Genomic DNA, 19630 nt, shown 5'->3' with positions numbered 1-19630 from the left:
ATATTACAATTCACGCGCCGTGTGCGCCTCTCCCCGCTTTTTAACCATCGAGCAAAAGGATGATCATGGAACAGCAAGACAAACGCCAGCAATGGCTGGACGAGGCCGCTGCAATGCGCGCCAGGCTGGCCGCGCCGGGCGTGGCGGACCGCGCCACCTTGCGCAGCAGCAGCGGCATGGAATTGTTGGAAGGCATCGGCAGCGGCGCCCTGCCCCCGGCGCCGATCGCGCACTTGATGGGGATCCTGCCGATGTCGGTGGAGCCCGGCCTCGCCGTATTCCAGGGAACCCCGGAGCGGGCGCACTACAATCCGAGCGGCGTGGTGCACGGCGGCTACGCGGCGACCATGCTCGACACCGCGCTCGGCTGCGCGATCCACACGATGCTCCCGGCCGGCAAGGGATACACGACCCTGGAGCTGAAGGTGAACTATATCCGCGCGATGACCGATACGACCGGGCCGGTGCGGGCCGAGGCGACGGTGGTCAGCGTGGGAGGCCAGGTCGGCGTGGCCGAAGCGCGCATCACCGATGCGAATGGCAAGCTGTACGCCTTTGCGACGACAACCTGCCTGGTGTTCGAGATCAGCGCTGGTTGATGATGCTGAAATTGCCGCTGCCATTTTGCAGCACGCCGACCGTGAAGGCATTGCCGGTTTGCGTGATGCTCGAGAAGTTGCCGGTCGTCCAGCTGAGCGCGCCGTTCTGCAGCGCGGTGGCGCGGTTGTAGCTGCCGGTCTGGACGATCTCCGATACGCTGCCGTTCAAGGTCGACGTCGCCGAGGCAAGGTTCTCGTTCCCGGTCTGGACGATGGTCGAGCCGTTGACCTGCCCGCTTTCATCGGCGCGGGCGACGTTGCGCTCGCCCCGTTGCACGATCGACTGGTCGACCGTGAAGGTGGTGCCGTTCTGGCGCACGTAGGCGGCGTTCAAGGTGCCGGCCTGCTCGACCCGGACGAAGGAATAGGCGGCTTCGGACTGGTCGATGAGTACCTTGTTGGCGCTGCCGGCCTGCTCGATGTCCGGTCCGCCGTATCCCGAAAAGTAATGCTGCACCACGATCCGGTTATCCGCTCCGGTCTGGCGCGCGCGCACCGAGAAGGTGGGAATGTCCTTCTGGTTGATGGAAGTGTAGTTGGCGCTGCCGCGCTGTTCGAGGGTCAGGGTTGAACTGTTCGCATGGTCCTGCCTGAACACGGCCACGTTACCCTGGCCGATCTGGAGCATGTTGTTGTCGCTGCGGTCCGTATGGTCCTGCAGGATGTTGGCGTAGTTCGCCCTGCCTTCCTGACGAACATGCACACGCGCCACAGTGGCGATCTGGACAATGCCACTTTCACCCAAGGCCGGGTCGCCGATGACGTTGTCGGTACCGATTTGCGTCACGGTAACCTGGGCATAGTCGTTGCTCTCGCGCTGCTCGACATTGCTCTTGTTGCCGCTGCCCTGCTGGGTGGTGTCGACGAACACCTGCGCCAGCGCCGGGCCGCTCGCGAACGCCAGAGCGGCGGCGAGGGCCGATAATGCGGATTTCATGATCTTTCTCCCCGTGGTTGAACCTGATGAATCAAGCTCAAGTCTAGGGGCGCGTTTTCAGGCCCGCCTGACGGCGATCAAGGTTCCCGGTCGCCTTTCCGGCAGGCGTTGCCGCCGATGCTTACGCGGAGGCGGACTTGATCAGCATGCAGATCGCCTCGGCGGCCATGCCCTCTTCCCGCCCCAGGTAGCCGAGCTTTTCGTTGGTCTTGGCCTTGACGTTGACCTGCTGGGGCGACACGCCGATGTCTTCGGCGATGCGCGAAATCATCTGCGCAATATGCGGCGCCATCTTCGGCGCCTGGGCGATGATGGTGGCGTCGATGTTGCCGATGGTATAGCCGGTGGCGACCACGCGGTGCGCCACTTCGCGCAGCAGGGTGCGCGAGTCGGCGCCGGCGAACATCGGGTCGGTGTCCGGGAAATGCTTGCCGATGTCACCGAGGCCGGCCGCGCCGAGCATCGCATCGATGATCGCGTGCAGCAAGACGTCGGCGTCCGAATGGCCCAACAGGCCCATGCGGTGCGGGATTGCCACCCCGCCGATGATCAGTTTGCGGCCCTCGACGAGGGCGTGGCAGTCGTAGCCGGTTCCGACACGGAACGGCGGGGTGGGATTGTAGGATGCCAGTGCCATGGTCTCACTCATTTCAGGTTAAGGCGCGGCCAGGTACATCTCGGCGATCCGGATGTCCGCCGGCAGCGTCACTTTTAAATTACGGGGATGTCCTTCAACCAGTTTGGGCGACAAGCCCAGGGCCTCGACCGCACTGGCGTCATCGGTAATGACGCTGGCGTCGGTGGCCGCCGCCAGTGCATCGCACAGCAGCTTGTAGCGAAACATCTGCGGGGTCTGCGCCAGCCACAGGCCGCCGCGTGCGACGGTGCTGACGTGATCGCCGCCACGCTTGACGGTGTCGACCACGGGCAAGGCCAGCAGGCCGCCGACCGGATCGTTGCCGACCGCATCGATCAATTTTCCGATCAGCGCGGCATTCAGTCCCGGCCGCGCCGCGTCGTGCACCAGCACCCAGTCATGTTCGTGCAGCTCGCCCTCCAGCGCCCGCAGGGCGTTGCGGACCGACTCCATGCGACTGGCGCCGCCGCAACGCAGCACGGTGGCTGCGCCGGACGGCACGATGGCGTCGATATACTCGTCGTGCGCGCTGACCACGACGTAGGTATGGGCGATCAGGGGGCTCGACACGAAGGCGTCGAGCGTATGACGCAGCATCGGCTTGGCGCCGATGGGCAGATACTGCTTTGGACTGCTCGATGCCATGCGCGCGCCGACGCCGGCGGCGGGGATCAGGGCAACATAGCGCGGTGCGATCTGCTTCATGGCTGTCTTCATCTGTCTCGGTTAGCCGGTCTTACAAGGGACTGTACCTCACCTGCGCAAACTTTGCTCAGGCGCGCATACTCTTGCGGCGTGTCGATGGCGGCTTGTAGCGGGTCTACTTTGGCCATCTCTTTTTGTATGTACGGCGCCCAGCCGGTATTGAGTTCCTGCTGTAGCAAGGCCATGGCCTGGCCGCGCGGCGCGTACAGGGGTTTGTCGGTGAAGCGCCGTGCCAGTGCCGCGCGCACCGTTACTTCCACTTTCGGCAAATGGTCGAGATAGGTCTTGAGATGCCGCATCTCATGCGCAAGAATTTCCTGATATGCACAAGAACCCGGGCGAAACTCGCGTCCGACGTACACCACTACCGGGCTGTACAGCAGCGAGACGGTGATCCGCGGCGCCACGCACTCGTAGCCGGTGACGGGATCGATCAGCATCGGTGCCTTGAGCGAAATCGTCGAGCGCGACTCGGTCCGGGTCAGGCCCAGCACAAAGGTACCGGCCGCGCCCGGCTTCATGGCGGTAAGGCCGTGGAAGGACACCGTATTATTGATGGTGTAGCCGCTCGGGATAGAGTGCAGCACCGAGATCCCCTTGTCCATCGCGTCCTCGCACTGCGCCTGGAAGGCGCTGCGCGCCGCCCAGCCGCTGGACGAGCAGAGGATGGCGACCACGAATGCCAGCATTTTCATGGCGGATCAAGCCGGCGGCCAGCTTCCGCCGAGGAGTTTATCGAGCCAGAAGGCGCCGATGATGGTCTTCACGTCCGTGATCTGGCCGCTGCGCACCATCTCGAGCAGCTCGGGAACGGTGGCGCTGAAGGTCTCCAGGAACTCGCCCTCGTCCAGGCGCGCCTGGCCGGCGGTAAGGCCGCGCGCGACGAACAGCTCAAGGTGCTCGTCGGAGTAGGCAATCGCGTTGTGGATGGTGCTGATGAATTGCCAGTCGGTCGCCGTGTAGCCGGTTTCTTCCTGCAGCTCGCGCCTGGCGCAGGCCAGCGGCTCCTCGCCCGCATCGATTTTCCCGGCCGGGAATTCGATGAAGACGCGTCCCAGCGGATAGCGGAACTGGCGTTCGAGCAGTACCCGGCCGTCGTCCAGCAGCGGCAGGATGACGACGGCGCCCGGATGGCGGATGTATTCGCGGGTGGCGATGGCGCCGTCGGGCAGGCTGACGCGGTCGCGCGAGACCTTCAGAAAGCTGCCCTCGTAGGCCAACTCGCCGTCGATGCGGCGCTCCGTCAGATGGTCCTCGTTCAGGTTCGGCTCCATGCGCCCTCCGATGAATTAGTGATGGCGCTTGCGCAGGTAGCGCATGACGAAGCCGGGGAACGCCAGCACCACGAACAGCGGCACGGTGATCATGTAGAACTCCTTGGTCTGGCTAAAGACGTTCCCGATGCGCGCTTCCAGCAGATAGGCGATGCCGCCGACGGCAAAGTACAGCACCACCAGTTCCAGCACGCGCCACCAGCCGGCCTTGACCGGCCCCTGGTCGGCGCTCGCGCGGCCGACCGGGATAAAGCCGAACAGCCGTTCATTCATGAACGGCAGGTTGGCCGCCGCCAATGCCAGGGCGATGGCCAACCAGCTCGATGCCGACACGTCCATCAGGAACCGATAGTCTTCGTCATCGCGTTCAGGCAAGCGGCCAGCAGCGGACCTGCGAACACGCCCAGCAGCACGGTCGCGATCCCGTTCATCGAGAGCACGGCGCGCATGTCGAATGGCGCCACGATCGGGGTGGTATCAAGCGGTTCGTCAAAGTACATCACCTTGACCACGCGCAGGTAGTAGAACGCGCCGATCAGCGAGAACATCACCGCCAGCACGGTCAGCCACACGGCACCGGTCGAGAGCACCGATTCGAGCACCGCGAACTTGGCGGCGAAGCCCATCATCGGCGGCACGCCGGCCAGCGAGAACAGCAGGATCGCCATGACGGCCGCGAACCACGGGCTGCGCTTGGCCAGGCCCTTGAAGTCGTTCAGTTCTTCCGCTTCGAAGCCGGTACGCGCCAGCATCATGATCAGGCCGAAGGTACCGAGGGTGGTCAGCACATACGTGATCGAGTAGTACATGGCGGCGCTGTAGGCGGAAGCGGCATTGCTGGCGTCGGGAATCGCGTTGGCATCAAGCGGATTGGCGACCACGCCGGCCAGGAGGCCCAGCAGCACGAAGCCCATCTGCGCGATGGTCGAATACGCGAGCATGCGTTTCAGGTTGGTCTGGGCAATCGCGGTCAGGTTACCGATCGCCAGCGACAGCACGGCCAGCACCATCAGCATCTGCTGCCAGTCGATCGCCATCGGCAGCAAGCCTTCCACCAGCAGGCGGATGCAGATCGCGAACGCCGCCAGTTTCGGCGCGCCGCCCAGCAGCAGGGTCACCGCGGTCGGCGCGCCCTGGTACACGTCCGGCACCCACATGTGGAACGGAACGACGCCGAGCTTGAACGCCAGGCCGGCCACCAGGAACACCAGGCCGAACACCAGGATGTTCAGGTTGGCGGTGGACGATGCCGCCGCCTTCGAGATTTCGTTGATGTCGAGCGAACCGGTGGCGCCGTACAGCATCGAAATACCATACAGCAGGAAGCCGGATGCCAGCGCGCCGAGGATGAAGTACTTCATCGACGCTTCGGTCGAGACGGCGTGATCGCGGCGCAGCGCAACGAGGGCGTACAGCGACAGCGACATCAGTTCCAGGCCCAGGTAAATGATCAGCATGTTGTTACCGGAGATCATGATCATCTGGCCGAGCATCGAGAACAGCGCCAGCACATAGAATTCGCCGCCCAAGTTACCGGACAACATGCCGCGTTCGGTCGCATAGGTGCGCGAGTAGACCAGGGTGATGCCGATGGCCAGGTAGGTAAACAGCTTGAGCAGGTTCGCCATCGGGTCCGACACGAACATGTTGTGGAACGTGTAGACCGTGGTGCCGGCCGCGTAGTCCGAGTAAGTCAGGGCGGCGCAGCCGACCAGTGCCGCCAGCGACAGCCAGTAGGTCAGGACGCGCTTGCCATCCTTGAGGAACATGTCGATCAGCAGGATCGCCGAAGCGGCGACCAGCAGGAAGATTTCGGCGTAAACCGGGATCAGGTTGGGATTCGTAGTCTGGATCATAGTCTTCTTTATTGCGGCAGTTTCGACACGGAGACATGCTGGAGCAGGTCCGCGACCGAGGTTTGCATCGTGTCCGTGAACGGCGCCGGGTACAGGCCCATGGCGATCACGGCGATGGCCAGGATGCCGAGCATGACGAATTCGCGCGTGTTCAGGTCCGTCAGTTCGGCGACGTGCTTGTTGGCGACAGCGCCGAAGACAACGCGCTTGACCATCCACAGCGAGTAAGCCGCGCCGAAGATCAGGGCGGTCGCCGCCAGCATGCCGATCCAGAAATTGAATTCGACGGCGCCCAGGATGACCATGAACTCGCCCACGAAACCGGAGGTCGCCGGCAGGCCGCAGTTGGCCATCGAGAACAGCACGATAAAGGCGGCGAACTTGGGCATGCGGTTGACCACCCCTCCGTAGTCGGCGATCTGGCGCGAGTGCATGCGGTCGTACAGAACGCCGATACACAGGAACATGGCGCCCGAGATGAAGCCGTGCGAGATCATTTGCACGATGCCACCCGACACCGACATCTGGTTGAACATGAAAAAGCCCAGGGTCACGAAACCCATGTGCGCGATCGACGAATAGGCGACCAGTTTTTTCATGTCCTTCTGGACCAGCGCCACCAGGCCGATGTAGATCACGGCGATCAGCGACAGGGTGATGATGAAGCCGCCCATGTAGTGCGATGCGTCAGGGGTGATCGGCAGCGAAAAACGCAGGAAGCCGTACGCGCCCAGTTTCAGCATGATCGCGGCCAGCACGGCCGAACCGCCCGTTGGCGCTTCGACGTGGACGTCCGGCAGCCAGGTGTGGACCGGGAACATCGGCACCTTGACGGCAAACGCCATCAGGAAGGCCAGGAAGATGAAGATCTGCTCTTTCATCGTCAGCGGCAGCTTGTGCCACGTCAGGATGTCGAAGCTGCCGCCCGAGACGTTGTACAGGTAGATGATCGCGACCAGCGTCAGCAGCGAACCGAGGAAGGTGTACAGGAAGAACTTGAACGACGCGTACACGCGATTCTCGCCACCGAACACGCCGATGATGATGAACATCGGGATCAGGGTCGCTTCGAAGAAGAAGTAGAACAGCAAGCCGTCCATGGCGCAGAACACGCCGATCATCAGGCCCGACAAAATCAGGAAGGAACCCATGTACTGGGCCACGCGCTTTTCGATCACTTCCCAGGCCGAGATCACGACGATCACGGTGATGAAAGCCGTCAGCGGCACGAACCACAGCGACAGGCCGTCGATCGCCAGCGAGTACATGATGTTGAAGCGGCCGATCCACGGCGTGCTTTCGACGAACTGCATGCCGTGAGCGACGTTATCGAAGTGCTGGATCAGCGGCAGCGTCACCAGGAAGCTGGCGATGGAGGCGATCAGCGCCATCCACCGGGTCATGCCCGGCTTGTCGTCGCGGCCTATCGCAAGAATGGCCGCGCCAAGGACGATCGGGAGCCAGATCGCCAGGCTCAGATACGGAGGGAAGTTAGAAATCGTAGACTGCATCATGTTTTGTTGTCTTTGCGTGTCTGATTAAGCGTGCCAGAACGGGAGGAAGTACATCAGTGCGCCAAGCACGCCGATGATCATCACGAACGCGTAATGGTAGATATAGCCGGTCTGTCCGAGACGGACGATGGACGAGAACCAGCCAACCACTTTCGCGCTTCCGTTGACGACCAGGCCATCGATCAGGCCCTTGTCGCCGATATTCCACAGGCCGTTGCCAAGCAGGCGCGCGCCACCGGCGAACACCACGTCGTTGAACTTGTCCATGTAGTACTTGTTGTCCAGCAGCGTATGGATGGCTTTGAACTTGGCATAGAACCAGGCCGGTACACGCGGATTGATCATGTAGCAGTAGTAAGCCGCGGCCACGCCGCCCAGGGCCAGCCAGAACGGCGCGGTTTGCAGGCCGTGGACGACCATGCCGACCGGGCCATGGAAGCCTTCGGCCAGTGCCTTCATGGCACCGTGGTTGTCGCCGACGGTGATGACACCCTCGAAGAATTTACCGAACAGCATAGGCTCGATGGTCAGGAAGCCAATGATCACCGATGGAATGGCCAGCAGGATCAGCGGCAGGGTCACCACCAGCGGCGACTCGTGCGGCTTCTGGCCCGGGGCCAGGCCGTGGTGCGCGTGCGTGTCCTCGTCGTGGTGCGCGTGCGCAGCCTCTTCGTGATGCGCGTCGGAGTCGTGCGCGTGCGCATGCGCATCGGCGTGCTTGGCGTCGTGCTTAGCGTCGTGTTTTGCAGCGTTCTTCTTGGCGTTCTTCTTGGCTTGCTTCGCATCGTGCTTGGCATCGTGCTTCGCGTCGTGCGCATGATGGTCATGCGCATGCGCCTTGCCGAAACGCTCTTCGCCGTGGAATACCAGGAAGTACATGCGGAAGGAGTAGAACGCCGTGACGAACACGCCGGCAAGCACCGCGAAGTTGGCAAAGCCAGCGCCCCAGATATGGGTCGCGTGCACCGCTTCGATGATGCTGTCCTTCGAGTAGAAACCGGAGAAGAACGGGGTACCGATCAGCGCCAGGGAGCCGAGCAGCGCGGTGATCCAGGTGATCGGCATGTACTTGCGCAGGCCGCCCATGTTGCGGATGTCCTGGTCGTGGTGCATGCCGATGATGACCGAGCCGGCGCCGAGGAACAGCAGCGCTTTGAAGAATGCGTGCGTCATCAGGTGGAATACGGCGACCGAGTAGGCGGACGAACCGAGTGCGACCGTCATGTAGCCGAGCTGCGACAGGGTCGAGTAAGCGACCACGCGCTTGATGTCGTTCTGGATGATGCCCAAAAAGCCCATGAACAGCGCCGTGATCGAACCGATCACCAGCACGAACGAGAGCGCGGTATCCGACAGCTCGAACAGCGGCGACATGCGCGCCACCATGAAGATGCCGGCGGTCACCATGGTCGCGGCGTGGATCAGTGCCGAGATCGGGGTCGGGCCTTCCATCGAATCGGGCAGCCAGACGTGCAGCGGGAACTGGGCCGATTTGCCCATCGCGCCGATGAACAGGCAGATGCAGGCAACGGTGAGCAGCATCCAGTCCGAACCGGGCAAGGTCATCAGGGCCAGCGCTTCTTTTTTGGCGAAGACTTCGGTGTAATTCATGGAACCTGCGTACGCCAGCAGCAGTCCAATACCCAGGATGAAGCCGAAGTCGCCCACGCGGTTGACCAGGAACGCTTTCATGTTCGCAAAGATCGCGGTCGGGCGGGTGTACCAGAAACCGATCAACAGATAGGAGACCAGGCCCACCGCTTCCCAGCCGAAGAACAGCTGCAGGAAGTTGTTGGCCATGACCAGCATCAGCATCGAGAACGTAAACAGCGAAATGTAGGCGAAGAAGCGGTTGTAGCCTTCATCTTCGGCCATGTAGCCGATGGTGTAGATGTGCACCATGAGCGAGACGAAGGTGACCACGCACATCATCATCGCCGACAGCGAATCGATCTGGAAGCCGACTTCCATTTTCAGCGTGCCGACGGTCATCCAGTTATAGATGGTGCCGTTGAAGCTGGCGCCGTCGAGCACGGCCATCAAGGTCTGCACCGACAGGACCAGCGCGATCAGCACGCCCAAAATCGTGACGGTATGCGACGTTTTACGGCCGACCAGGTTACCGAAGAATTTTGTTCCGAACAAGCCCGCAATCACAGCACCAGCCAGCGGCGCCAGTGGTACGGCAAGAAGGACGTTAGGGTTAAGAAGTTGCCCCGCCATGTTGAACCTTAATCGTTATGTATTCGAGTATGAATGTAAGCGCCAAACGGACCGGATTAGCCTTTGAGGGTATCGAGGTCTTCCACATTGATCGTGTCCAGGTTTCGGAACATGACCACCAGAATCGCGAGGCCGATTGCCGATTCGGCGGCGGCCACGGTCAGGATGAAGAAGACGAAGATTTGCCCCGCCGCGTCGCCCAGGTAGTGGGAAAACGCGATGAAGTTCAAATTCACGGCCAGCAGCATCAATTCAATCGCCATCAGCAGGACGATGACGTTTTTGCGGTTCAGGAAGATCCCGACGATCGAGATCGCGAACAGGATCGCGCCCAGGACCAGGTAGTGTGCGAGCGATAAGGTCATTTTGTCTCCTTGGGAGCGGCAGCGCCGTCAGGCGCGGTGGCGGCCTGGGCTTCGGCGGCGGCCAGCGCGGCCGCTTTCGATGCCGCGTCGATGGCGGGCTGGTCGACCGTGGCCATCTTCACGATGCGCAGGCGGTCGTTACGCTTGACGCGCACGGCATCGCCCGGGTTGAAGGCCTTGGTGTCCTTGCGGCGGCGCAGGGTCAGCGCGACGGCGGCGACGATGGCCACCAGCAGGATCGCCGCGGCGATCTCGAAGCCGAGGATGTACTTGGTGTAGATCAGCAAGCCCAATTCCTTGGTGCCGCCGATGTTCGCGCCGACCGTTTCGGCCTCCTGCTCGAACTTCATGAAACCGCGCCACAGCACCGCCGCCATTTCCAGCACGATGAGCGCGCCGATGCCGGTGGCCAGCGGCAGGTAGGACCAGAAGCCCTCCCGCATGCGGTCCATATTAATATCGAGCATCATGACCACGAACAGGAACAGCACCATCACCGCGCCGACATACACGAGCACCAGCACGATGGCCAGGAACTCGGCCTTGAGCAGCATCCAGATGCCGGCCGCATTGAAGAACGCCAGCACCAGGAACAGTGCCGCGTGGACCGGATTGCGGGCGGTGATAACGCGGGTCGCGGCGAGGATCATAATCGCCGAGAACACGTAGAACAACACAGTTTTAAATTCCATAACTAACCCAGAGTTCTTGCAATTGAATTTGCTAAATACATCGTTGGCTAACGACTAGCGGTAAGGGGCATCGGCCGCGCGCGCGGCGGCGATGTCGCCTTCGTAGCGATCGCCGACAGCCAGCAACATCTCTTTCGTATAGTACAGATCGCCGCGTTTTTCGCCGTGGTATTCCAGCACGTGCGTCTCGACGATCGAGTCAACCGGGCAGGATTCTTCGCAAAAGCCGCAGAAAATGCACTTGGTCAGGTCGATGTCGTAACGCGTCGTGCGGCGCGAACCGTCGTCGCGCTGTTCCGATTCGATCGTGATCGCCATGGCCGGGCACACCGCTTCGCACAGCTTGCAGGCGATGCAGCGCTCTTCCCCGTTGGGATAGCGGCGCAGCGCATGCAGGCCGCGGAAACGCGGCGACATCGGGGTCTTCTCTTCCGGATACTGCACGGTGATCTTGCGCGAGAACGCGTAGCGTCCGGTCAGCGCCAATCCCTTGATCAGTTCGGTCAGCAGCATGCTGCTGAAAAAGTCTTTCACTCGTTCCATTATCTCTTCCTTACTTCCAAATATTCCAGGATGTCTGCATCCAGCCTGCGACCAGGACCAGCCAGACCAGGCAAATCGGAATGAAAATCTTCCAGCCGAGGCGCATGATCTGGTCATAGCGATAGCGCGGGAAGGTGCCGCGAACCCAGATGAACAGCGAGACAATCACAAAGGCCTTGGCGAACAGCCAGAAGAAGCCGAGGAAGCCGCCCAGCACGCCGCCAACTTCCATGAAGGCGAACGGCGCGTGCCAGCCGCCCAGGAACATGATCGATGCCAGGGTGCCGATCAGGATCATGTTGGCGTATTCGGCCAGCATGAACATGGCGTAGGACATGCCCGAGTACTCGACCATGTGGCCGGCCACGATTTCCGATTCGCCCTCGACCACGTCGAACGGGGAACGGTTGCATTCGGCCAGACCGGAGGTCAGGTAGACCACGAACAGCGGCAGCAGCGGCCACACGTTCCACGACAGCATGGAGACGCCGTGCGCCACGCCCCAGCCCATGTTCTGGCCGGCGACGATGTCGGAGAAGTTCAGGCTGCCCGAAACCATCAGGATCACCACCAGCACGAAGCCGATGGGAATTTCGTACGAAATCATCTGGGCCGATGCGCGCATCGCACCCATGAACGAGTATTTCGAGTTCGACGCCCAGCCGGCGATGATGATGCCGTACACCTCGATCGAGGTGATCGCCATCAGCAGCAGCAGGCCGGCATTGACGTCGGCCAGGGCGATGCCGGGACCGAACGGCACCACCACCCAGGCGGCCAGGGCCGGCATGATGGTCATGATCGGACCGAGCACGAACAGGCCGCTCGATGCCTTGGCCGGGACCACGATCTCTTTGAAGAGCAGCTTGAGCGCATCGGCGATCGGCTGCAGCAGACCCATCGGGCCGACGCGGTTGGGACCGACGCGGATCTGGATCCAGCCGATCAGCTTGCGTTCCCACAGGGTCGCGTAGGCAACCAGGCCCATCAGCGGCAGCAAGACGCACATGATCTTGGCCATGGTCCAGATCAGCGGCCAGATGTAGCCGACGTTGGTCGCGCCCCAGGCGTTGATGCCGTCAATCATTTCAGGCAGAGCCATCAGACCCCCTCCCCTGCTTTTTCAACTGTGATAGCACCGAACATCGCGCCCAGCGTGGCGGTCAGCGGGTGGGCCGAGGCGACACGCACGGTGTTCGCCGGCAGGCGCGCATCGATGCCGGCCACCAGGATCGCGGAGCCGGAACCCTGCGACACCAAGACTCTGGCACCAGCCTGCACGCCAAGCTTCTCGGCCAGGGCGGACGGCAGGGTGACCAGCGGCGCGTTGGCGTCGGCGGTGCGCAGCAGCGGCTCGGAACGGCGCGCGATGGCGTCGGCAAAATAGATCGGCACGTCGGTCACGCGCTCGAGGGCACCACTGGTGCCGAAGGTCGCGGACTTCAGGGCGGCCTTGCCGGTGTTGTTCAGCTTGGCCGAGAGGTCGGTCACGCCTTTGCCGAACAGCTCGTCGCGGATCGCTTCGGAGGTGTCGTATTCAAAACCGGACAGGCCCAGCAGGTTGCCCAGCACGCGCAGCACTTTCCATGCCGGACGGGTGTCGCCGAGCGGCTTGACGGTGCCGTTGAAACTTTGCGCGCGGCCTTCGCAGTTCACGAAGGTGCCCGAGGTTTCGCTGAATGGCGAAATCGGCAGCAGCACGTCGGCGTACTCGAAACCATGCTGGAAGGCCGACATGACGACGACCATTTCGGCACTATCGAGCGCGGCGCGGGCTTGCTGCGGGTTGGCGCAATCGAGCTCGGGCTCGGCGTTGAGCAGCACGTAAGCTTTTTTCGGTGCCGAGAAAACCGGAACCGCGTTCTTGGCAAATGCACCGACCAGGTAACCGCCAACCGTGTTGGCAGCTTCCGTCAGGTAGCCGAACTTGGCGCCGGTCTGTTCGGCGATCCACTGCGCAGCCGCATGCAGCGCGGACGCTTGCGGGTGGTGCGCGGCGGCGTTGCCCAGCAAGACCACGCCCGGCAGGTTCTCGTCGCCGGTGTTCAGGCTGGCGGCGATGGCCTTGGCGGCGTCGGTGGCTTCAATCGATTCGAAACCGGCTGGGGCGGCCACGCCCTTGGCGGCGGCGACAGCGGCAACGATGCCTGACAAGGCGGCCAGCCAGTCGGACGGCGCGGCGATGATCTTGTTGGCGGTCGGGATCAAGAGTTCGTCATCCGACGCGTGCACCAGCGACAGCTTGGCGCCGCTCTTGACCGCGGCGCGCAGGCGCGTGGCGACCAGCGGGTGATCCTTGCGCACGAACGAACCAATGACGAGGGCGCGCTTGACCGTCGAGAGTTCGGCGATCGGCATGCCCAGCCATGGCGTGACCTGGCCGTCCAGCGCGAAGTCGCTCTGGCGCAGGCGGAAGTCGATGTTCTCGGAACCGATGCCGCGGATCGCCTTTTGCAGCAAATGCAGCTCTTCGACGGTCGAATGCGCGGTGGCGACGGCGGCGATGCTGTCGGCGCCATGCTCATGCTTGATATTGCGCAAGCCGTGCGCCACGTATTCGAGCGCGGTCTGCCAGTCGGTCTCGGCCCACTGGCCGCCCTGCTTGATCATCGGCTTGGTCAGACGCGACTGGTTATCCAGCGCTTCGTACGAGAAACGGTCTTTGTCCGAAATCCAGCATTCGTTGATGCTATCGTTTTCCAGCGGCAAGACGCGCATGACTTTGCCGCCCTTGACCTGGACGATCAGGTTGGTGCCAAGCGAATCGTGCGGGCTGACCGATTTGCGGCGCGACAGTTCCCAGGTACGGGCGCTATAGCGGAACGGCTTCGAGGTCAGTGCGCCGACCGGGCACAGGTCGATCATATTGCCCGACACTTCAGAGTCGACGGTCTTGCCGACGAAGGAAGTGATTTCGGCGTGTTCGCCGCGGCCCAGCATGCCCAGTTCCATGACGCCGGCCACTTCCTGGCCGAAACGCACGCAGCGGGTGCAGTGGATGCAACGGGTCATTTCCTGCATCGAGATCAGCGGGCCGGCATCTTTCGGCGGAACCACGCGTTTTTCTTCTTCGTAGCGCGAGTTCGATTTGCCGTAGCCAACCGCCAGGTCTTGCAACTGGCATTCGCCGCCCTGGTCGCAGATCGGGCAGTCGAGCGGGTGGTTAATCAGCAGGAATTCCATCACGGATTTCTGTGCCTGTACCGCCTTCTCGCTGTTCGAGCGCACGATCATGCCCGCCGACACCGGCGTGGCGCAAGCCGGCAAAGGCTTCGGTGCCTTCTCGACTTCAACCAGGCACATGCGGCAGTTCGCTGCGATCGACAATTTCTTGTGATAGCAGAAGTGCGGAATGTAGGTGCCCAGCTTGTTGGCTGCGTCCATCACCATGCTACCCGGTGGGACTTCTACCTTCTTACCGTCAATTTCAATTTCAACCATGAGAGTTCTCTGGCCTTAGATATAAGCGGGCACCAGACAGTGCTTGTGCTCGATGTGATATTCAAATTCTTCGCGGAAGTTCTTCACGAAAGCGCGTACCGGCATCGCCGCCGCATCACCGAGGGCGCAAATGGTGCGGCCCTGGATGTTGTCGGCGATCGAGTTGAGCATGTCCAGGTCGTCGGGACGGCCCTGGCCGTGCTCGATGCGGTGGACCATGCGGTACATCCAGCCCGTGCCTTCGCGGCACGGCGTGCACTGGCCGCAAGACTCTTCATAATAGAAATACGACAGGCGCAGCAGCGACTTGACCATGCAGCGCGTCTCGTCCATGACGATCACGGCGCCCGAACCGAGCATCGAGCCGGCCTTGGCGATCGAATCGTAGTCGAGATCGGTGTTCATCATGACGTCGCCGCGGATCACCGGGGCGGACGAACCGCCGGGAATGACCGCCTTGATCTTTTTATCGCCGCGCATGCCGCCAGCCAGTTCCAGCAGCTTGGCGAACGGCGTACCGAGCGGCACTTCGTAGTTGCCCGGCAGGTTGACGTCGCCCGAGATCGAGAAAATCTTGCTGCCGCCATTGTTCGGCTTGCCGATGGCGGCGTATTTCTCGCCACCCATGTTCAGCAGGAACGGCACGGCGGCAAACGTTTCGGTGTTGTTGATCGTGGTCGGCTTGCCGTACAGGCCGAACGAAGCCGGGAACGGCGGCTTGAAGCGCGGCTGTCCCTTCTTGCCTTCGAGCGATTCGAGCAGCGCGGTTTCTTCGCCGCAGATGTAGGCGCCGTAGCCGTGCGCGGCGTGCAGCTGGAAGTTGAATTCGCTGCCCATGATCTTGTCGCCCAGGAAGCCGGCGGCACGCGCCTCGTCCAGTGCGTCTTCAAAGCGCGCGTATTCGGCCCAGATTTCGCCGTGGATGTAGTTGTAGCCGACCGTGATGCCCATCGCGTAGGCGCCGATGGCCATGCCTTCGATCAGCGCGTGCGGATTGTAGCGAATGATGTCGCGGTCCTTGAACGTGCCCGGCTCGCCTTCGTCGGTGTTGCAGACGAGGTATTTCTGGCCCGGGAACTGGCGTGGCATGAAGCTCCACTTCAGGCCCGTCGGGAAACCGGCGCCGCCGCGGCCGCGCAGGGAACCGGCTTTCAGTTCGGCGATGATCGTTTCCGGCGTGATTTTCTCTTCCAGGATGCGGCGCAGCGCGGAATAGCCGCCGCGGTTCACGTAATCCTGCAGGTGCCAGTTCTGGCCGTCGAGGCCGGCCAGGATGACCGGGTCGATGTGACGTGAGTGGAGGGATGTCATTTCTTCGCTTCCTCGACCAGAGTATCAATCAATTCATCGATTTTGCTATCCGACATCAGGCTGCACATGCGCTTGTTATTGACCAGCATCACGGGCGCATCGGCGCAGGCGCCCATGCACTCGCCTTCGACCAGCGTGAACTGGCCGTCGGCCGAGGTGGCGCGGTAGCCGATGCCGAGTTTTTCCTGCAGATAGTGACCGGCGTGCTCGCCGCCCGACAGGGCGCACGGCAGGTTGGTGCACACGGTGATCTTGTACTTGCCGACCGGCTTGACGTTGTACATATTGTAGAACGTGGCCACTTCCTGCACGGCGATGGCGGGCATGCCGAGGTAATCGGCGACGTCCTGCATCACTTCCGGCGGAAGCCAGCCTTTTTCATCCTGCGCAATGGCGAGCGCCGCCATGACCGCGGACTCTTTATGGTCGGGCGGATACTTGGCGACTTCACGGTCGATTTTTTTGTATGACTGCTCTGATAACAACATGGTTGTGCCTCAATTAATCGACAGCTTAGCGGTCGATACTGCCGAATACGATGTCCTGGGTGCCGATGATGGTGACGGCGTCGGCGAGCATGTGCCCGCGCGCCATTTCGTCCAGGCTCTGCAAGTGCGCATAGTCCGGGGTGCGGATCTTCAGGCGGTACGGCTTGTTGGCGCCGTCCGACACGATGTAGATGCCGAACTCGCCCTTCGGATGCTCGACCGCGGCATACGCCTCGCCCGGCGGCACGTGGAAGCCTTCGGTAAACAGCTTGAAGTGGTGAATCAGCGATTCCATGTTCGACTTCATCTCGGTGCGCTTGGGTGGCGCGACCTTGTGGTTGTCGGTCATCACCGGGCCCGGGTTGGCGCGCAGCCAGGCGGACGCCTGCTTGATGATGCGGTTCGACTGGCGCATCTCTTCCACGCGCACCAGGTAGCGGTCGTAGCAATCGCCATTGGTGCCGACCGGGACGTCGAAATCCATCTTGTCGTACACGGCGTACGGCTGCTTCTTGCGCAGATCCCACTCCACGCCCGAGCCGCGCAGCATGGCGCCGGTAAAGCCCATGGCTTTCGCCGCTTCCGGGCTCACCACGCCGATGCCGACCGTACGCTGTTTCCAGATGCGGTTATCGGTCAGCAGGGTTTCGTACTCGTCCACATAGGTGACGAAACGCTTGCAGAAGTCGTCGAGGAAGTCGAGCAGCGAGCCCTGGCGGTGTTCGTTCAGTTCGTCGATCGCCTTGGCGCTGCGGATGATCGAGGCCTTGTGCTTCGGCATCGCGTCCGGCAGGTCGCGGTACACGCCGCCCGGGCGGTAGTAAGCGGCGTGCATACGCGCGCCGGAGACCGCTTCGTAGCAGTCGAACAAATCTTCGCGGTCGCGGAAGGCGTACAGGAACGGACCCATCGCGCCGACGTCGAGCGCGTGCGTGCCGAGCCACATCAGGTGGTTCAGCAGGCGCGTGATTTCGTCGAACATGACGCGGATATATTGGGCGCGCACCGGTACTTCAATACCGAGCAGCTTCTCGATCGCCATCACATAGCCGTGCTCGTTGCTCATCATCGACACATAGTCGAGACGGTCCATGTAGGGCACCGATTGCAGGTAGGTGCGGGTTTCGGCCAGCTTTTCGGTGGCGCGGTGCAACAGGCCGATGTGCGGATCGGCACGCTGGATCACTTCGCCGTCGAGCTCGAGCACCAGGCGCAGCACGCCGTGCGCGGCCGGGTGCTGCGGACCGAAGTTGAGGGTGTAGTTCTTAATTTCAGCCAAGGTTTTTGCTCCCAGGATTCATCCCGTAGGTTTCTTCGCGGATCACGCGCGGAATGATTTCACGCGGCTCGATCGTCACGGCTTGGTAGATCACGCGCTTCTGTTCGGGGTCGTAACGCATTTCGACGTAACCGGACATCGGGAAGTCCTTGCGGAACGGATGGCCGATGAAACCGTAGTCGGTCAGGATGCGGCGCAGGTCGTTGTGGCCTTCGAACAGGATGCCGTACAGGTCGAACGCTTCGCGCTCGTACCAGTTGGCCGAACGCCACAGCTCGACGACCGAGGCCAGTACCGGCGTGTCGTCGTCCTCGGCGAACACGCGCACGCGCACACGCCAGTTATGTTCGATCGACAGCAGATGCGAGACGGCCGCGAAGCGCGCGCCATCCCAGGTGCCTTCGCCGTAGGTGGAGTAATCCACACCGCACAGGTCGAGCAATTGTTCAAATTTGAGCGCCGGGTGGTCGCGCAGGGTCTGCATCGCGGCGATATAGCCGGCGGCCTTGACCACTACGGTCACCTCGCCCAGCGCCACGCTGATAGCGGCGCCCTCACCCAGTGCGGTGCGCAGGGCGAGTTCAAGGGCTTCGAGTTTTGTCGTCATGGTGGAAACCGCTTCTTAACGTGCGATGGTATTGGTGCGCTTGATCTTGTTCTGCAGTTGCAGAATCCCGTACAGCAGCGCTTCAGCGGTCGGCGGACAGCCCGGCACGTAGACATCGACCGGCACAATGCGGTCGCAACCGCGCACCACCGAGTACGAATAGTGATAGTAGCCGCCGCCGTTGGCGCACGAGCCCATCGAGATGACCCAGCGCGGCTCCGGCATCTGGTCGTAGACCTTGCGCAGGGCCGGGGCCATCTTGTTGCACAGCGTGCCGGCGACGATCATCACGTCGGACTGGCGCGGCGAGGGACGGAACACGACGCCGAAGCGGTCCATGTCGTAGCGGGCCGCGCCCGTGTGCATCATTTCGACGGCGCAGCAAGCCAGGCCGAACGTCATCGGGAACATCGACCCGGTACGCGCCCAGTTGATCAGCTTGTCTGCTGTCGTGGTGATGAAACCTTCGTTTAATACGCCTTCAATTGACATGGCTTATTCCCAATCAAGGGCACCTTTCTTCCAGATATACCAAAAACCGACCACAAACTCGGCGATGAAGACCATCATCGTCACGAAGCCGGACCAGCCCAGCTCACGCATGGAGACGCCCCATGGGAAGAAGAATGCCGTTTCCAGATCGAACAAAATAAACAGGATTGCCACCAGATAGTAGCGGACGTCGAACTTCATGCGCGCGTCTTCAAACGCTTCAAAGCCGCACTCGTAAGGCGACAGCTTGGCGGAATCGGGCTTATGGGGAGAGAGCAGATATCCCAGTACCTGCGGGACGACACCGACACCGATGCCAACCAGGATGAACAACAGGACGGGGAAGTAATTATCGAGGTTCACTTGATGGAGCCTATATTGAACGATCGGTTAATGAAACACTGCATGTCGCAGCGCCCTACCGCACGAACCTGGCTTGAACCTTGCCACCAGGACCGAACGACTGATCCTCGCAAAAAAGCCAGCTTAGGCATAAACATGTTCGCTTATGCAACCTTGCTGGCTTTCATATTCTTGGTGCCGACGGCGAGACTCGAACTCGCACAGGCTTTCGCCCACTACCCCCTCAAGATAGCGTGTCTACCAATTTCACCACGTCGGCATTGAGTCCGCTATTCTAACATTGTTACATCACTGTATTCAATGC

General features: G+C 61.7%; 21 protein-coding genes and 1 tRNA gene. 1 reads left to right on the top strand and 21 read right to left on the bottom strand.

All coding sequences use genetic code 11. From position 1 onward, the window contains the following. Window positions 1-65 precede the first annotated feature (65 nt). Window positions 66-599 (top strand): PaaI family thioesterase, encoded by a 534-nt coding sequence (locus CR152_RS17860; protein ID WP_099882453.1) that lies wholly within the window; start codon window positions 66-68, stop codon window positions 597-599. Here CR152_RS17860 and CR152_RS17855 read toward each other — a convergent pair. The 21 genes from CR152_RS17855 to CR152_RS17755 all read right to left on the bottom strand — a co-directional run bounded on the left by CR152_RS17855 (window position 586) and on the right by CR152_RS17755 (window position 19585). Continuing rightward, complete coding sequence (locus CR152_RS17855) at window positions 586-1536, bottom strand: hypothetical protein (RefSeq protein WP_099876605.1); 951 nt, start codon at window positions 1534-1536, stop codon at window positions 586-588. The genes CR152_RS17860 and CR152_RS17855 overlap by 14 nt on opposite strands. Before the next feature lie 121 nt (window positions 1537-1657). Next, entirely contained in the window at window positions 1658-2173 is a 516-nt protein-coding gene (gene ispF / locus CR152_RS17850) for a 2-C-methyl-D-erythritol 2,4-cyclodiphosphate synthase (RefSeq protein ID WP_099876603.1), read from the bottom strand. Between the two features lie 18 nt (window positions 2174-2191). Continuing rightward, a complete protein-coding gene (gene ispD, locus CR152_RS17845) occupies window positions 2192-2878 on the bottom strand; it encodes a 2-C-methyl-D-erythritol 4-phosphate cytidylyltransferase (RefSeq protein ID WP_099876600.1) in 687 nt (228 codons plus the stop codon). An 8-nt stretch (window positions 2879-2886) separates the two neighbouring features. After that, window positions 2887-3573 (bottom strand): hypothetical protein, encoded by a 687-nt coding sequence (locus tag CR152_RS17840; protein ID WP_099876598.1) that lies wholly within the window; start codon window positions 3571-3573, stop codon window positions 2887-2889. A gap of 6 nt (window positions 3574-3579) precedes the next feature. After that, window positions 3580-4152, bottom strand: a complete 573-nt coding sequence (locus CR152_RS17835) for an NUDIX domain-containing protein (RefSeq protein ID WP_099876594.1) — start codon at window positions 4150-4152, stop codon at window positions 3580-3582. Window positions 4153-4167: 15 nt separating this feature from the next. Further along, window positions 4168-4491 carry a DUF2818 family protein gene (locus CR152_RS17830; protein ID WP_099876591.1) on the bottom strand — a complete coding sequence of 108 codons (324 nt, stop codon included), beginning with the start codon at window positions 4489-4491 and terminating at the stop codon, window positions 4168-4170. Then, complete coding sequence (gene nuoN, locus CR152_RS17825; protein ID WP_099876588.1) at window positions 4491-6008, bottom strand: NADH-quinone oxidoreductase subunit NuoN; 1518 nt, start codon at window positions 6006-6008, stop codon at window positions 4491-4493. Before nuoN ends, CR152_RS17830 begins: the two co-directional genes overlap by 1 nt. A gap of 8 nt (window positions 6009-6016) precedes the next feature. Continuing rightward, complete coding sequence (locus CR152_RS17820; RefSeq protein WP_099876586.1) at window positions 6017-7522, bottom strand: NADH-quinone oxidoreductase subunit M; 1506 nt, start codon at window positions 7520-7522, stop codon at window positions 6017-6019. A gap of 24 nt (window positions 7523-7546) precedes the next feature. After that, window positions 7547-9745: an NADH-quinone oxidoreductase subunit L gene (gene nuoL / locus CR152_RS17815; protein ID WP_099876583.1), complete on the bottom strand. Its 2199-nt coding sequence runs from the start codon at window positions 9743-9745 to the stop codon at window positions 7547-7549. A gap of 56 nt (window positions 9746-9801) precedes the next feature. Beyond that, window positions 9802-10110, bottom strand: a complete 309-nt coding sequence (gene nuoK, locus CR152_RS17810; protein ID WP_099876580.1) for an NADH-quinone oxidoreductase subunit NuoK — start codon at window positions 10108-10110, stop codon at window positions 9802-9804. Beyond that, window positions 10107-10802, bottom strand: coding sequence for an NADH-quinone oxidoreductase subunit J (locus CR152_RS17805; protein WP_099876577.1), 696 nt, complete (start codon window positions 10800-10802; stop codon window positions 10107-10109). The genes nuoK and CR152_RS17805 overlap by 4 nt, the downstream gene beginning before the upstream one ends. 54 nt (window positions 10803-10856) lie before the next feature. Continuing rightward, on the bottom strand, window positions 10857-11345 hold the full coding sequence (gene nuoI / locus CR152_RS17800; protein WP_099876575.1) for an NADH-quinone oxidoreductase subunit NuoI: 489 nt from the start codon (window positions 11343-11345) through the stop codon (window positions 10857-10859). 10 nt (window positions 11346-11355) lie between these two features. Next, complete coding sequence (nuoH, locus tag CR152_RS17795) at window positions 11356-12447, bottom strand: NADH-quinone oxidoreductase subunit NuoH (RefSeq protein ID WP_099876572.1); 1092 nt, start codon at window positions 12445-12447, stop codon at window positions 11356-11358. After that, window positions 12447-14786: an NADH-quinone oxidoreductase subunit NuoG gene (gene nuoG, locus CR152_RS17790; RefSeq protein ID WP_099876570.1), complete on the bottom strand. Its 2340-nt coding sequence runs from the start codon at window positions 14784-14786 to the stop codon at window positions 12447-12449. The genes nuoH and nuoG overlap by 1 nt, the downstream gene beginning before the upstream one ends. 15 nt (window positions 14787-14801) lie before the next feature. Then, complete coding sequence (gene nuoF / locus CR152_RS17785) at window positions 14802-16097, bottom strand: NADH-quinone oxidoreductase subunit NuoF (protein WP_099876567.1); 1296 nt, start codon at window positions 16095-16097, stop codon at window positions 14802-14804. After that, the gene (gene nuoE, locus CR152_RS17780; RefSeq protein WP_099876564.1) at window positions 16094-16585 is read right to left on the bottom strand and encodes an NADH-quinone oxidoreductase subunit NuoE; all 492 of its coding nucleotides are present in this window, start codon (window positions 16583-16585) and stop codon (window positions 16094-16096) included. The genes nuoF and nuoE overlap by 4 nt, the downstream gene beginning before the upstream one ends. A gap of 25 nt (window positions 16586-16610) precedes the next feature. Next, on the bottom strand, window positions 16611-17864 hold the full coding sequence (locus CR152_RS17775; RefSeq protein ID WP_099876561.1) for an NADH-quinone oxidoreductase subunit D: 1254 nt from the start codon (window positions 17862-17864) through the stop codon (window positions 16611-16613). Then, complete coding sequence (locus CR152_RS17770; RefSeq protein WP_099876559.1) at window positions 17857-18471, bottom strand: NADH-quinone oxidoreductase subunit C; 615 nt, start codon at window positions 18469-18471, stop codon at window positions 17857-17859. The genes CR152_RS17775 and CR152_RS17770 overlap by 8 nt, the downstream gene beginning before the upstream one ends. Before the next feature lie 15 nt (window positions 18472-18486). Further along, window positions 18487-18963, bottom strand: coding sequence for a NuoB/complex I 20 kDa subunit family protein (locus tag CR152_RS17765; RefSeq protein WP_054263649.1), 477 nt, complete (start codon window positions 18961-18963; stop codon window positions 18487-18489). A 3-nt stretch (window positions 18964-18966) separates the two neighbouring features. After that, window positions 18967-19326: an NADH-quinone oxidoreductase subunit A gene (locus tag CR152_RS17760; RefSeq protein ID WP_099876556.1), complete on the bottom strand. Its 360-nt coding sequence runs from the start codon at window positions 19324-19326 to the stop codon at window positions 18967-18969. A 172-nt stretch (window positions 19327-19498) separates the two neighbouring features. Next, window positions 19499-19585 (bottom strand) — tRNA-Leu (locus CR152_RS17755). Between the last annotated feature and the right edge of the window lie 45 nt (window positions 19586-19630).

Origin of the sequence: Massilia violaceinigra, assembly GCF_002752675.1 — a bacterium.
GTDB lineage: Bacteria > Pseudomonadota > Gammaproteobacteria > Burkholderiales > Burkholderiaceae_D > Telluria_A > Telluria_A violaceinigra.
This window is presented reverse-complemented; position numbering and strand designations above follow the sequence as displayed.

Excerpts from the sequence above, each read along its gene's own strand:
- nuoN (WP_099876588.1), bottom strand. The coding sequence starts at position 6,008 with ATGATCCAGACTACGAATCCCAACCTGATCCCGGTTTACGCCGAAATC.
- CR152_RS17765 (WP_054263649.1), bottom strand. The coding sequence starts at position 18,963 with ATGTCAATTGAAGGCGTATTAAACGAAGGTTTCATCACCACGACAGCA.
- nuoI (WP_099876575.1), bottom strand. The coding sequence starts at position 11,345 with ATGGAACGAGTGAAAGACTTTTTCAGCAGCATGCTGCTGACCGAACTG.
- CR152_RS17835 (WP_099876594.1), bottom strand. The coding sequence starts at position 4,152 with ATGGAGCCGAACCTGAACGAGGACCATCTGACGGAGCGCCGCATCGAC.
- nuoE (WP_099876564.1), bottom strand. The coding sequence starts at position 16,585 with ATGTTGTTATCAGAGCAGTCATACAAAAAAATCGACCGTGAAGTCGCC.
- CR152_RS17855 (WP_099876605.1), bottom strand. The coding sequence starts at position 1,536 with ATGAAATCCGCATTATCGGCCCTCGCCGCCGCTCTGGCGTTCGCGAGC.
- nuoK (WP_099876580.1), bottom strand. The coding sequence starts at position 10,110 with ATGACCTTATCGCTCGCACACTACCTGGTCCTGGGCGCGATCCTGTTC.
- CR152_RS17820 (WP_099876586.1), bottom strand. The coding sequence starts at position 7,522 with ATGATGCAGTCTACGATTTCTAACTTCCCTCCGTATCTGAGCCTGGCG.
- nuoH (WP_099876572.1), bottom strand. The coding sequence starts at position 12,447 with ATGGCTCTGCCTGAAATGATTGACGGCATCAACGCCTGGGGCGCGACC.
- ispF (WP_099876603.1), bottom strand. The coding sequence starts at position 2,173 with ATGGCACTGGCATCCTACAATCCCACCCCGCCGTTCCGTGTCGGAACC.
- CR152_RS17805 (WP_099876577.1), bottom strand. The coding sequence starts at position 10,802 with ATGGAATTTAAAACTGTGTTGTTCTACGTGTTCTCGGCGATTATGATC.
- CR152_RS17770 (WP_099876559.1), bottom strand. The coding sequence starts at position 18,471 with ATGACGACAAAACTCGAAGCCCTTGAACTCGCCCTGCGCACCGCACTG.
- CR152_RS17830 (WP_099876591.1), bottom strand. The coding sequence starts at position 4,491 with ATGGACGTGTCGGCATCGAGCTGGTTGGCCATCGCCCTGGCATTGGCG.
- CR152_RS17860 (WP_099882453.1), top strand. The coding sequence starts at position 66 with ATGGAACAGCAAGACAAACGCCAGCAATGGCTGGACGAGGCCGCTGCA.
- ispD (WP_099876600.1), bottom strand. The coding sequence starts at position 2,878 with ATGAAGCAGATCGCACCGCGCTATGTTGCCCTGATCCCCGCCGCCGGC.
- nuoF (WP_099876567.1), bottom strand. The coding sequence starts at position 16,097 with ATGACATCCCTCCACTCACGTCACATCGACCCGGTCATCCTGGCCGGC.
- nuoG (WP_099876570.1), bottom strand. The coding sequence starts at position 14,786 with ATGGTTGAAATTGAAATTGACGGTAAGAAGGTAGAAGTCCCACCGGGT.
- nuoL (WP_099876583.1), bottom strand. The coding sequence starts at position 9,745 with ATGGCGGGGCAACTTCTTAACCCTAACGTCCTTCTTGCCGTACCACTG.
- CR152_RS17840 (WP_099876598.1), bottom strand. The coding sequence starts at position 3,573 with ATGAAAATGCTGGCATTCGTGGTCGCCATCCTCTGCTCGTCCAGCGGC.